Source organism: Candidatus Latescibacter sp. (assembly GCA_030692375.1).
Lineage (GTDB): Bacteria > Latescibacterota > Latescibacteria > Latescibacterales > Latescibacteraceae > JAUYCD01.
The window spans coordinates 1-13,108 of sequence record JAUYCD010000057.1; the positions used below are offsets into that span (position 1 = coordinate 1).

At 49.6% G+C, this 13,108-nt stretch carries 8 protein-coding genes; 4 read left to right on the forward strand and 4 right to left on the reverse strand.

All coding sequences use genetic code 11. The features are described 5' to 3' along the window. The first annotated feature begins 519 nt into the window (after positions 1-519). The 4 genes from Q8O92_03790 (at position 520) to Q8O92_03805 (ending at position 6,918) form a co-directional block, all read left to right on the forward strand. Positions 520-2,004: a fucose isomerase gene (locus tag Q8O92_03790; GenBank protein ID MDP2982433.1), complete on the forward strand. Its 1,485-nt coding sequence runs from the start codon at positions 520-522 to the stop codon at positions 2,002-2,004. A 198-nt stretch (positions 2,005-2,202) separates the two neighbouring features. Beyond that, on the forward strand, positions 2,203-5,268 hold the full coding sequence (locus Q8O92_03795; protein ID MDP2982434.1) for a type ISP restriction/modification enzyme: 3,066 nt from the start codon (positions 2,203-2,205) through the stop codon (positions 5,266-5,268). A gap of 146 nt (positions 5,269-5,414) precedes the next feature. Next, entirely contained in the window at positions 5,415-5,801 is a 387-nt protein-coding gene (locus tag Q8O92_03800; GenBank protein MDP2982435.1) for a DUF559 domain-containing protein, read from the forward strand. 28 nt (positions 5,802-5,829) lie between these two features. Beyond that, complete coding sequence (locus tag Q8O92_03805; protein MDP2982436.1) at positions 5,830-6,918, forward strand: aldo/keto reductase; 1,089 nt, start codon at positions 5,830-5,832, stop codon at positions 6,916-6,918. 240 nt (positions 6,919-7,158) lie between these two features. Here Q8O92_03805 and Q8O92_03810 read toward each other — a convergent pair whose 3' ends face one another. Genes Q8O92_03810 through Q8O92_03825 form a run of 4 tightly spaced genes read right to left on the reverse strand, consistent with a single transcriptional unit; the run spans position 7,159 to position 12,820 of the window. Beyond that, positions 7,159-8,700 (reverse strand): TolC family protein, encoded by a 1,542-nt coding sequence (locus tag Q8O92_03810; GenBank protein MDP2982437.1) that lies wholly within the window; start codon positions 8,698-8,700, stop codon positions 7,159-7,161. Positions 8,701-8,724: 24 nt separating this feature from the next. Next, on the reverse strand, positions 8,725-9,963 hold the full coding sequence (locus tag Q8O92_03815; GenBank protein MDP2982438.1) for an ABC transporter permease: 1,239 nt from the start codon (positions 9,961-9,963) through the stop codon (positions 8,725-8,727). Between the two features lie 57 nt (positions 9,964-10,020). Then, complete coding sequence (locus tag Q8O92_03820) at positions 10,021-11,433, reverse strand: efflux RND transporter periplasmic adaptor subunit (protein MDP2982439.1); 1,413 nt, start codon at positions 11,431-11,433, stop codon at positions 10,021-10,023. Positions 11,434-11,455: 22 nt separating this feature from the next. Next, positions 11,456-12,820: an efflux RND transporter periplasmic adaptor subunit gene (locus Q8O92_03825; GenBank protein MDP2982440.1), complete on the reverse strand. Its 1,365-nt coding sequence runs from the start codon at positions 12,818-12,820 to the stop codon at positions 11,456-11,458. Between the last annotated feature and the right edge of the window lie 288 nt (positions 12,821-13,108).

The following is a 13,108-nucleotide window of genomic DNA, read 5'->3' on the forward strand; positions in this document are numbered from 1 at the left end:
CTTAACTAACCACAAAAAAATTCTCCCCAAAGGGGCTTTAAATCAAAAAAATACAAATCGTTGCGTGTATTGTTGTAGTAGCTGTGGTAATGTGGGAAAACGTGAAACGTTTTTCCAAGTAACTGTTTGAAAGTCAAAGACTTTTCAATGGTTACGTCATTTCCACAGCTTTCTTATTTTTTCATGATACTTTTGACAGTACCTTCTTCTAGGTACTGTCAAAAGTATTATGCTATTTAATACTTAAGGATTTGATATTATTAATGTTAGCAAAATTATAAAGTTCTCCCTCTTAACTAACCACAAAAAAATTCTCCCCAAAGGGGCTTTAAATCAAAAAAATACAAATCGTTGCGTGTATTGTTGTAGTAGCTGTGGTAATGTGGTAAAACGTGAAACGTTTTTCCAAGTAACTGTTGAAAAGTCAAAGACTTTTCAATGGTTACGTCATTTCCACAGCTTTCTCATTTTTTCATATTATTTTTGACAGTACCTTCTTCTAAACAAGGAGCTTTTATCATGAAAAATATTCCGAAGGTGAAAACGGGCATCGTGGCGGTAAGCAGGGACTGCTTTCCGGCCGAGCTGTCACGGTCGCGGAAAAATCGCGTAATAGAGGAATGCCTCGCAAGAAATATCCCAGTAATCGGATGCGATACCCTGGTGGAAAACGAGCGGGATGTCCTGGCCGCCCTCGATGAAATCGAGCAGAAAGGGATAAACGCCCTGGTGGTTTATCTGGGAAATTTCGGCCCGGAAGGCCCCCTTTCCTTGCTCGCCGATAAGTTCGGAGGTCCGGTGATGCTCGCCGCGGCCGCCGAGGAATCGGGGAAGGACCTGTTCGGCGGGAGAGGAGACGCTTTCTGCGGCATGCTCAACGCCTCCTATAACTGCGATCTTCGCTATCTATCGCCCTATATACCCGAATATCCGGCGGGGACACCTTCCGAGGTCGCAGAAATGATCAGTGAATTCATCCCGGTTGCCAGGGTGCTCCTGGGAATCTCCAGCCTGAAAATTTTCTCCTTCGGGCCTCGTCCCCAGGATTTTCTCGCCTGCAACGCCCCGATCAAGCCGCTCTACGACCTGGGAATAGAGATCATGGAAAACAGCGAGCTTGATCTGTATGACCGGTTCCTTCAGGCGGAAAACGATCCCGGCATTGCAGACACCGCCCGTGAGATGGCCAAAGAGCTGGGCGAGGGAAACGCTTATCCCGACCTTCTCCGTAAACTGGCGCAGTTCGAGCGCGCCCTCATCGCATTCGCCGAGGATAATCTCGGGGCCTCTCAGTTCGGCATATTCGCCAACAAATGCTGGCCCTCGTTCGAAAAATATTTCGGATTCGTCCCCTGCTATGTCAACTCACGGCTGGCGAACAGCGGGATACCGGTATCCTGCGAGGTGGACATCTACGGCGCCCTGAGCGAGTACATGGTCTGCGCCGCGTCAGGCATTACCGCCACCCTGCTCGACATCAACAACACAGTCCCTTACGACATGATCGATGCAGCCGGCGACCGAATGAAGGGCTATAGTTCGACCGATCTTTTTATGGGATTCCACTGCGGCAACAGCCCCGCAAGCTGCATGGCCGATTTCTCCCTGAAATACCAGCTCATTATGCACCGTCTCATGGAGCCGGGATCACCCCCCAACATCACCAGGGGAACGCTCGAAGGCAGCCTTCGCCCCGGAGACATCACCCTTTTTCGTTTGCAATCCTCCGCCGACACACAGCTTCGCTCCTATGCAGCGCAGGGGGAGATTCTTGACATAAATCCCCGGTCATTCGGCGGAATCGGCATTTTCGCGGTGAAAGAGATGGGGAGATTCTACCGTCATATCCTCATCGGAAAGCAGTTCCCGCATCACACAGCAGTCGGATTCGCCCATGCCGGAAAAACGCTTTTCAGCGCTGTAAAGATGCTCGGGATTGACGATGTTTCATTCAACCAGCCGCGCGGGATGTATTATGAAGGAGAGAACCCGTTTGCCCCCTAACCCTCTGTCCCTTGCCGCTTCGCGGGAACGATGAAACCGTTTACCCCCGAAGGGGGCAAGGGAAGTCGTTGAACCAAAGTCTGTTCCTGCTCCCTCCGGGGAAAGGGAGTTGCTTTCCGAAATCCATTGCTTTTACCTGTTCATAGAGCTACTTTTATAGAAAATATCCCACTATCAATTTGGCCGGTTACTCACCCTATGGAACTCAATCTCAAGCCATCGCACAAAGCAGTGAAGGATTATTATGATGCCCTCCAGAAATTCACCTCTCTCGGTTATGAGAATGAAGGGGCGGTAAAGAACGCCTTCGCAAAACTCCTCCGTACGGCAGCAAAACGGTTCGGCTTTACATTGATTGAGGAATATCCCATAAAGAAAAACGGCGCTTCCATAGCGGTAGACGGCGCGCTTCTCGATGACTTCAAGCTGAGTCACGGCTATTGGGAGGCCAAGGATACGCAGGATGACCTCGAAAAGGAAGTAAAAAAGAAGTTCATAAAAGGCTACCCGCAGGACAACATCATCTTCCAGGCCCCGGAACGGGCGCTCGTTTATCGAAACGGGTCCAAGGTGTTCGATGAAACAATAACCGAGCCGGAACGCCTCATCAAGGCGCTCGAAGTCTTTTTCAGCTACCAGCCCCCGCACTATCCCGAATGGCGGAAAGCGGTAGAGGAATTCAGGGACAAGGTTCCTCAGATCGCGAAGGGCATTCTCGAACTCATCGAAAAAGAGCGCCAATCCAACACGCAGTTTATCGAGGCGTTCAACGGGTTTGCCGATCTCTGCCGCCGCTCTATCAATCCCAATCTAGCGCCGGAAGCCATCGAGGAAATGCTCATCCAGCATCTTTTGACCATCCGTATTTTCAGCAAAATTTTTGACAATCCCGATTTCGCCAACAAGAACATCATCGCCCGCGAGATCGAAAAGGTCATCGACGCTCTCACGTCCCACCATTTCAGCAAGGGGGAGTTCCTTAAATCGCTTGACCCGTTTTATCTTTCCATTGAAAACACCGCCTCCTCCATTAGCGATTTCTCGCAAAAACAGGACTTCCTCAATACCGTCTACGAAAAATTCTTCCAGGGCTTCTCGGTCAAAATCGCCGACACACACGGCATCGTCTACACGCCCCAATCTATCGTCAACTTCATCGTCAATTCCGTCGAGGACATCCTCCAGCGTGAATTCAACCGCTCCCTCTCCGATGAGAACGTCCACATCCTCGACCCGTTCGTAGGAACCGGGAATTTCATCATCCACGTCATGCGAAAAATCAAAAGAACCGCGCTTCCCTATAAATACGCTAACGAAATCCACTGCAACGAGGTGATGCTTCTTCCGTACTACATCGCGTCTATGAACATCGAGCACGCCAATTACGAAATGACCGGGGAGTACCAGCCGTTCGAGGGGATATGCCTCGTGGATACGTTCGGGCTGGCGGAGCCGCAGCAGGGCGATCTGTTCACCGAGAAAAACACAGAGCGTGTCCAAAATCAGAAAAAAGCGCCGATTTTCGTAATCCTTGGCAATCCGCCTTACAATGCGGGGCAGGTGAATGAGAACGATAACAACAAGAATAGGAAATACCCGGTGATTGATAAGAGGGTGAAGGATACGTATGCGAAGGATTCAAAGGCACAATTAGTTAGAAAATTGAGGGATCCTTATATCAAAGCTTTTCGTTGGGCTTCTGATAGAATTGGTAAAGAAGGGATTATCGCATTTGTAACAAATAATAGTTATATTGATGACATATCATTTGACGGAATGCGAAAACATTTATTTTCGGATTTCAATCATATTTATGTTTTTGATTTAAAAGGAAATATACGAAAAGATTCAATGCGTGATGGTATCCCTTTGGGAGAGAAACATACAGTTTTTGGACTATCTGCAATGGTTGGGGTATCAATAACTTTATTAATAAAAAATCAAAAAGAAAATGAACATAGAATATTTTATTATAATGTTCACTTCAGGGCCACAAGAAAAGAGAAGTTTGAACTTATTGATAATGCAAAAGTTATTCATAACTTGCCGTTAAAAGAAATTTCCCCTGATAGAAATTATACATGGCTAAAGGAGGGTCTAAATGAGACGTTCAATTTTTTACTCCCGTTGGGCATAAAAAAAGGGAGTAGGGGCGATGAGAAATCCATATTCAATCTTTTCTTTCTTGGGATATCTACGAATAGGGATAGTTTTGCTTATAGTTTTAATGGAAAAACATTAAAAGATAATGTTTCTTTTTTTTCTGACGAATACCATAAAGCAATGGCTATTTTCCCAGATGGGAAAGACATAAATATTGACAATGAATTATCATATGATAAAATAAAATGGAGCAGAAATTTAAAACGACATCTTAAGAAACGAGACAGAATTATAATTAATGAAGAATCAATTAGAAAAAGTATGTATAGACCCTTTGTGAAAAAAAACCTTTACTTCTCTGATATTATTATTGACGAATTGTCATCAAACCACAAACTTTTCCCCATACCCGAAACCGAACAGGAAAACCTTGTAATCTGTGTCCGAGCAATCGGCAACAATAAACCATTTCACAGTTTAATGACAAATATTATCCCCGATTTACATTTAACCGGTGACTCCCAATGCTTCCCCTTCTACACCTACTCCAAAGACGGCTCCAACCGCACCGAAAACATAACAGACTGGTCTCTTGAGCAGTTCCTCTCCCATTATTCCGCCCCCTCCATCACCAAGTGGGACATCTTTTATTACATCTACGGCGTCCTGCACCATCCCGGATACCGTGAGAAATACGCCGCCAACCTGCGCCGTGAGCTGCCGCGGATACCATTCGCTCCGGATTTCAGCGCGTTTTCCGAGGCGGGGAAGTTGCTGGCCGATCTGCATGTGAATTATGAACATAAGGAGGAGTACCCGCTTGCGGAGATAGAGACGCCCGGAAAGCAGCTCGACTGGCGTGTGGAAAAGATGAAGCTGTCAAAGGACAAGACCCGGCTTATTTATAATGATTTCCTGACGCTGGCGGACATCCCTCCGGAGGTGTACGAATACCGCCTGGGGAACCGTTCCGCGCTGGAATGGATCGTGGATCAGTACCGGGTGACAACGGACAAACGGAGCGGAATCACCAACGATCCAAATAATGAAGAGGACAGGTGGTACATCCGGAGCCTGATAAAGAAGATTGTCACGGTGAGCTTGGAAACGGTGAGGATTGTAAAGGGATTGCAGAAGTTTGAAGAAAATACAGCCCCCTAAATCCCCCAAAGGGGGACTTCCCCCGGCAAAGATAATACAGGTTTGTAGTTTACTTGTTGAAGAACTTGTTTTTCAGTCTTTTAAGTCCCCCTTCGGGGGATTTAGGGGGCTGCATTTTAGGGGGCTGATTTTAGAGGCGTATTGTGATGCTTTACAAGAAATACAGCCCTCGGTATGTTATTGAAATCGCGCGTAAACTCCGTCTTGAAATGACCGAGGCAGAAACGCTCATTTGGTCGCACATCAACAATAAGCAGATTGACGGTTTTCGTTTCAGAAACCAACATCCCATCGGAAGGTATATCGCAGACTTCTATTGCCATGATCTGAAACTGATTATCGAAATTGACGGAGGAATCCATAATGAGTGTAAAGAATATGACGGAAACCGGGATGGCTATCTTCAGGCGGGAGGGTATACAATCCTACTATTCACTAACAACCAGGTAACATCTGAAATCGATTCCGTTCTTGAGACGATTCGCACAAAAGCCCGCGAAATAAGTATTTCAAGTCCCCCTCCGGGGGATTAGGGGGCTGCCTTTGAAAGGATTTTTAACCATGCACACCAAACTTTTTCGCGGAATGAAATGCCGGAGAGTCGGAAATTCCGGGCTCTGGGTATCGGAAATCGGTCTGGGAACCTGGAAATGGGGATACCCGTCGTACGACGGCTCACGGGTGGACGAGCATGAGGGGTTCAAAATCCTCGACCGCGCCCTCGAGCTGGGAATTTTCCACTGGGACACCGCAAGCTCTTACAACAACAAGTCAGGGAATTCGGAGCGCCTCATCGGACGGTACTTCAAAAGCCGGGGAAACCGGGTTCGCGATATGGTCGTTCTCGCCACGAAGGTGACCCTTCCCGCCCGCGCCGAGCACGAGATGGAGCGCGAGTTCACTCCGAACGAGCGCGGCTCCAACCGGAAATACATTCTCACTGCGGTTGACAACTGCCTCCGCAGTCTTCACACCGACCGGATCGACATCCTCTACCTGCACGAGCCCAGCCTCATGCCCGACGGTTCCTGGGAGACTCCGCTTGCCGAGACATGGGGAGCCTTCGAGGACGTCGTGAATAAGGGCAAGGCTGTCTACCTCGCCGTGTCGAATATGACCGCAGCCCAATTCGATGAAAACGCCGCCGCCCTCGCTTCGGTGACAAAAAACCCTTCCCGGCGCCTCATCGCCGTCCAGAACTGGTATAATCTGGCCGAGCGCCGTAAGGTGGCGACCGAGGGGGAAGACCGCCTTGAAGGGTATGAAGAGGCTTTTCTGAACTTCGCCTGGAAGAAAAAAATCGGAGTTATTCCGTTTTTCCCCCTGGCCAGCGGCCTTCTCAGCGGAAGATACCGCCGGGGCAGCCTTGATAAAGCCTCCGGGCGTATTTTCGATGACGGCGGCAACTGGAAAGACCTCTTCCTGACCGATAGAAATCTGGAACTGGTAGAGAACCTGGCCGGGATCGCGGAAAGGAAGGACTGCTCGATGGCGCAGCTCTCCATCGCCTGGCTCCTTTCCCACGATATCGTTCCTTCGGTGATCGCCGGAGTGACCAGAATGGAACAGCTTGAGGACAACGCCGGGGCAGTGAATGTGTCCCTTACCGCAGACGATCTTGCAGAGCTGGACCGGATCAGCCGGGAATAGTGTTAAGTCAATCAGATAATGTCTGATGCTGGAGTTTCTTTTTCTTTTTACCCCCTTAAAAAGGGGGTCGCCGCTCAAGCGGCGGGGGGATCTTTATTCGCCGGGAAGAAGAAATCCCCCCTGCCTTTGGCATCCCCCCTTGTTAAGGGGGGAATATAAATCCAACTTTATTGCATGACTTAACACTATGAAGGATTGTGCGGGTGAATCCTTGCCCCCTCTCCCACATATTTGTGAGGGCTATTGAACAGGCTTGCCGGTTTCAAAATCGAAGAGGGTGTTGCGCTTGAGGTCGGCCGCTGCAAGCTGGTAGGAGATGTAGGCGCCCAAATAGGCCATTTTGGCGCTGTTAAGACGGTTGCGGTCCTGGGCCAGATCATCCGCTTTGATTTCTCCGATGTTGAAGCGCTCGAGTGAGATATCATAGCTTTTCTGGGCTATTTCCTGTCTTTTCTGAAGAATCTGGATACGGCTCTCGGCATCCCTGACCCGGCTTACCGAATCCTTTATTCCTCGTTCGATCGTCTTCTTTGTGTCTTCAAGACGGAGTTGGGTGTTCTGGAGCTGAGCTTGCGCGCTCGTCACCCGGGCCTCATTTACTCCCCAGTCCCAGATAGGAACGTTCAGGGTAAATGTCACTCCACGGTTCCGGGGACGACGCTGCATGTCATCCCAGCTTGAATTGAAAAGGTCTCCCGGACCTGTAGAAAAAGGCAGCGAAGAGTCGCTTACACCACTGAAATCATAGAATGCTGAAACCACTCCGTTTATCTGATTGTTCGAAGCGATGTCGCGGATGTTCATCTTTCCCTGTTCGATGGAAATCTCCCCTTCACGAACTTCCGAGCGGTTTTTAAGACCCTCGGTAATTGCCTTATTCAGGTCTATATCAAAATGATTAATGGTTAAATCTGCTTTTACTGTTATATCTTCTTTGGGATCAACGCCGATGAGTTGTTTAAAGCTCTCTATTTGACGCGTCAGAGCCGCCTGGTTGGAGAGAAGATTGTCATTCGCTTCAGCCAGGTCAACCTCCATCTGGAGCGCCTCCACTTCAGGAATAAGCCCGGCTTCGAATTTCTGCTTGGAGGTATCGTAGGCTTTCTGCTGCTGGTCAAAAGTTTCCTTGGAAATTTCAGCCGTGCGGATGTTACGGTAGAAATCGTAAAAAGACGAGGTAACATTATAGATAACATCCAACTGCTGACGGGTTCTCTGGCGGAAGGTCAACTCGTAGCCGAGCTGGGCGTTTTTCAAGTTTAACTGTATGCGGTTCAGTGTAAAGAGCGGCTGATTGAGCTGCAGACGGAATGAGGATATAAAATCCGCTCGTTTCAAAGTATTCTGTGTCTGTGTCAGATAAGTTGATACGTTTGACTGGGTTAAGTTCGAGGTGAATGTTACCGTTCCGTCGGTGGGGAGCGGCTGCCGGATGGTCAATCCCCCATGATACTGCAAGGAGCCTGTGCTGTTATACACAGGAAGAGCGTTCGCTACCTGCACTGCCGAAACCTGTTCCGACCAGATCGGCGAATCTAACGCCATCCTGACATTCGTACGGAAACTATTACGGGCGGAAATGAGATTCTGTTCGGCCTGAGTCAGTTGCAGGCGGAGTTGTTTCATGCTGTAGCTTTTTTCCAGGGCAATATTTATGGCATCCTGCAAGGTAAGTACTGTTTGCGCATAAACACCCGAAATAAACAACTGGGAAAAACACAATCCCGCTAATACTGCCTTGACCACGAAAGACCCGCTACGCGTGGTTGTATGAAACCCCATGCAAAGAACCTCCTTATACTTTCATTATTCATATCGTAACGCTTCAATCGGCTCCTTGAGCGCAGCCCGCCTTGCCGGATAGTATCCGAAAATCACTCCCACCGCCACTGATACCCAGAAAGCAAGGAAGATGGACTGGACAGAGACGATAGTTCTCCAGTGAGCGTATACGGCAATGACTTTGGTCATGCCAAAACCGAGGATAATCCCGATTAGACCGCCGGTGAAACTCAGAACCACCGCCTCGAGGAGGAACTGCCCCAGAATGTCGCGCTGGGTGGCGCCGACCGCGCGGCGGATTCCTATCTCACGGGTTCTTTCCAGCACAGTGGCAAGCATGATGTTCATAATCCCGATCCCGCCGACCAGAAGCGATATTCCCGCTATCGCGCCCATGACGATGTTGAAGATACGCTGAGTCTGCTGGCTCTGACGGAGGAGCGCCTCAGGGATGGTTATCTCGAAGTCCTTGATCTGGTTATGACGGCGGAGCATGGTATTCCGCGCTATGTTCGCCGCTTCCTGGATACGGTTCGGATCATTCACCCGGGCGGTGAATCTGGTAATCTCACTCTCGAACTGCTGCTTCGGATACCGTTTCAGCATGGAGGTTAGGGGAACATACACGTATTTATTCATGTCGCGCACCACGAAACTGGTTTTGTTCCCGGAGTTGGAAATCACCTTGTCCTCCATGGTGCCGATCACCGTGTACCACTGGTCTCCGATCTTCACCTTCTGGCCCACCGGATCCCGGAAATAGAACAGGTCGCGCTTTATCCCGCTTCCAAGGGTACAGACGCGGCGGGATTCTTCCACATCCTGATAGTTGAAAAAAGTCCCGTCGCGGGAAGTATAGTTCATCACGGTGCCATACTCCGGAGTGGTGCCGACAACCGTGGTTTTTACAAGCTCTGTCTTGTAGCGCACTTCCAACGTCAGCTCCCGTTCGGGAATGGTCATCTCGATAAGCGGATTAAGCTCTTGAACAGCGCGGGCATCCGCCCAGAAGAGACCGCTGGAAAGGCTCGAACGCCCCACCCCCGACTGCGCATCGGTCACCGGTATGTCCTGGACAATGATATTGTGCATTCCCATCAACTGTATCTGTTCGAGCGCCTCACGTTTCGCGCCTTCTCCGATGGACAGCATGGCGATCACCGCACCCACCCCGAAAATGATGCCAAGCATGGTCAGGAGCGACCGCAGCATATGACTGCGGATTCCCTCCAGCCCTATGACTAAACTTTCCCTGTAATTCATTGATTCAATTCTCCCAAGATCGGAACATGGTATGCCACAGCATAAATAAACTCATTGTTATCTGCCTCTACCGCCGCCTCCACCACCGCCACCGCTGCCACCACCGCCACCGCCGCCCTGGGGCCGGGCGCCGCCTCCACCGCCTCCACCACCTCCGCCGTCCCTGCCGCCCTGACCGGACGCGCCGCCGCTCTTTGTATTATTGGTCACTTTAGGAGGTTCTTTGCCCAGATCTTCCAGACGAACGGTGGGATCACGGAGCGCCACTTCCAATCCCGGTTCCAGGCCATTTTCTACTATCACATAGTCGCTGTTTTTTGACCCCAGCTTGACAGCTCTCCGCTCAAAACCGTGCCTTTTCACGTAAACGACCGTCGTGTCCTCTTTTCCGAACACCGCCTCTAACGGTATAGAGATGACGTTGGGTACTTTGCCCGTAACGATATTGCATTGAGCGGTCATTCCCGGCTTCAGCCTCGGGTCCGAACCATCGATGGTCACCTCGACATCGAATACCTTTACTTCCGAATCTCCTTCACGGTGCGCCAGGGTGGCCACATTGGTAACCTTGCCGATAAATGCCGGACCATGCAATGCATCGAGCGTTATTGTGGCTGTCTGATTTTTGGATACTCTGCTGATATCCACCTCGTTCACCTTGGTTTTTACTTTCATCTCCGAAAGATCGGGTATGGCGATCAATTCCTGTCCCGGAGAGGGAGTATCCCCTACCTTCACCTTCGCCCTGCCCTGGCCCCCATATATTTCCCGCAATACTACCAGTCCTGCTTTAGGGGAACGCATGGTCAGCTCGCTTAGACCTTTCTGCGCTTGTTCCAGACGCATCTTTTGCTGGGTGACCCGCAGCTCGGCGCGGGCGACTGTTGCTTTGTCAATGATTTTCTGGGACTCTATCCTTTGCTTGGCCTGGGCCAGAGAAAGCTCGGACTTCTTGAATGTCAGCTCCATTTCACGGCGGCGTGCTTCTGCTTCGTATTTGGCCAACTCATAGCTCAATTTGTCCTGCTCAAATGTATATTGCTGGACCTGGTATGAGTTTTCCAACTGTTTCATGGTGGATGCCATGCTCGCATTGCTGCTGGCCTGGTCGGCCTCCGCCTGGGCAAGCTCGTTCTGACGGTCGGTGACATTCCGCAGAGCGTCTGTAGTATCGAACTGGATGAGGAAATCCCCTTCTTTTACCATGGTGCCGTCCGGAACTATATCGATAACCCGGACACCCCCGTACATACGCACCGGAACTGTGACCGTGACCAATCGTGTCGCATCGAGCTCTCCGCTCTGGTTGATGTTAATGAAGAAATCCCCGCGCTGTGCTTTGTACGTTGCAATCTTGGGATCGCTCTTGGCAATCTTGATATAAATGCCGGCTCCGGCAAGAAAAACGAGAGCGATTATGCCTATGGTGATATACCGCTTTGGGAGTCTTTGAAAATCAGGAAATTTCATATTCACCTCTTTCTTTATCTTTTTATCTATTCCCCGAAAATCTGCTGGCAGCCGGAGTAAATGAACTGTCCGGATTTGCTTTGAGTTTGGCCATTTCCTGCGCCCGCCGCTCTATCTCTGCCGCTCTTCCCAGCGGTTGAAACTCGGGGGCGGAAGGCAGCCAGGAAATTTCATCTCCTGTCTGTAATCCCTGCCTCACTACGACAAATCGATCGTTCCGCTTTCCCAGCTCCACCTGCACCGGCTTTTTCGGGTTCTTTTTTTTAAAGACAACCGGTTTGCCTTTATCTTCGTATACAGTACCCACCGGGATATACAGAACATTGGGAAATTCATCGAGAACAATTCTCGCCTGTGTAGTCATCCCCGGTTTGAGGCTGCTATCTGTTTCCTTGATTTTTATTCCCACCTCAAAATCCTTGATCTGGGCTCTCCAGTTTTTTTTATCCGCCAGCTTTGAAACGCGCGTCACATCACCGTGAAATACAGTCTTTTCAAACGCATCCAGAGTTATCTCCACCTTATCTCCCACAAGAATTTTGGTTGCATCTACCTCGTTCACGCGGATGACCGTTTCCATCTTGCTCGGATCGGGGATGCTTGCAAGTATCTGGCTGGGCCAGGGCTTGTCACCCACCTGAATCTTACGGCGCGGTACACCCCGCCCGCCTACCTCAGTATAGACTACCATGCCGCCAATGGGGGCGGTCAGGGTCAATTCCTTGATGCGTTGTTCAATGCGATCCTTCCACTCCTGGCTTTGCTGTACATTCATAAGCACACGGCTGCGTGAGGCGACGTCGATGATTTTCTGGTTTTTCATCCGGGTCTGAACCTCATCGAGCACGAGCATCTGTTTCTGGTACCCCAATTCCGCCTGGTTCTGTATTAACGAGGACTCGAATTTCAACATCCCTTTTTTTAAATCCGCAAGCTCCTTGGAAAGCTCAGAGCTTTTCAGGTCTGTTTCCAACTGGAAAGCGCGGGTTTCCTGATCAGCGTCCAGGGCTTTCAATTCCAATTGGGCTGTTTCAAGGCTTTCGTAGACCTCTTTCAAACGAGTCACCATCGGAGTGGGATCGATCTGGGCGACAAAATCGCCCGCCTTCACGATGGTCCCGTCATCAACCATCTTTACGATCTGGAGATCCCCCCAGATCATCGGAACTTTTACATCAAATGAAATGATTGCCCGGATCTCCCCGCTCTCGACAAGGTCCACGCTTAATGAGCCTCTCTTGGCCACAGCCCATCTTTTCTGATCCTGCTGAGGGGGATTGGAGAGGGAATAAAAAGCGCACATGAACAGGAATCCGACTACAGCAGCCGCGATCCATACACGTTTATCCTTGAAAAAAAAGGTGAATCCGGGTAGTTTCAGTCGCATTACTCACTCCAAGAAATGGAAAAATGAAGTCGTTTCATCTTAGATACAACAAATCACCTATTGGACGAATATAAACTATCGATAGTTTAAATCTTTTACCGGGAGAAATGAAGAAATTAACTTTTTTTTATACGGGTATGTCATTAGCCCTAATTATTCACAAACTTAAAGATAATATCCCCCCGCCGCTTAGCGGCGACCCCCTTATCGAAGGGGGTAGAAAAAATGAAAGATAAAAAATGCTTGTGGCGAATTCTCCCCTTAACAAGGGGAGATGCCGACAGGCAG

Bases quoted from the DNA above. Each gene is read 5' to 3' on its own strand.
- Q8O92_03790 (MDP2982433.1), top strand. From the start codon at position 520: ATGAAAAATATTCCGAAGGTGAAAACGGGCATCGTGGCGGTAAGCAGG.
- Q8O92_03795 (MDP2982434.1), top strand. From the start codon at position 2,203: ATGGAACTCAATCTCAAGCCATCGCACAAAGCAGTGAAGGATTATTAT.
- Q8O92_03800 (MDP2982435.1), top strand. From the start codon at position 5,415: ATGCTTTACAAGAAATACAGCCCTCGGTATGTTATTGAAATCGCGCGT.
- Q8O92_03805 (MDP2982436.1), top strand. From the start codon at position 5,830: ATGCACACCAAACTTTTTCGCGGAATGAAATGCCGGAGAGTCGGAAAT.
- Q8O92_03810 (MDP2982437.1), bottom strand. From the start codon at position 8,700: ATGGGGTTTCATACAACCACGCGTAGCGGGTCTTTCGTGGTCAAGGCA.
- Q8O92_03815 (MDP2982438.1), bottom strand. From the start codon at position 9,963: ATGAATTACAGGGAAAGTTTAGTCATAGGGCTGGAGGGAATCCGCAGT.
- Q8O92_03820 (MDP2982439.1), bottom strand. From the start codon at position 11,433: ATGAAATTTCCTGATTTTCAAAGACTCCCAAAGCGGTATATCACCATA.
- Q8O92_03825 (MDP2982440.1), bottom strand. From the start codon at position 12,820: ATGCGACTGAAACTACCCGGATTCACCTTTTTTTTCAAGGATAAACGT.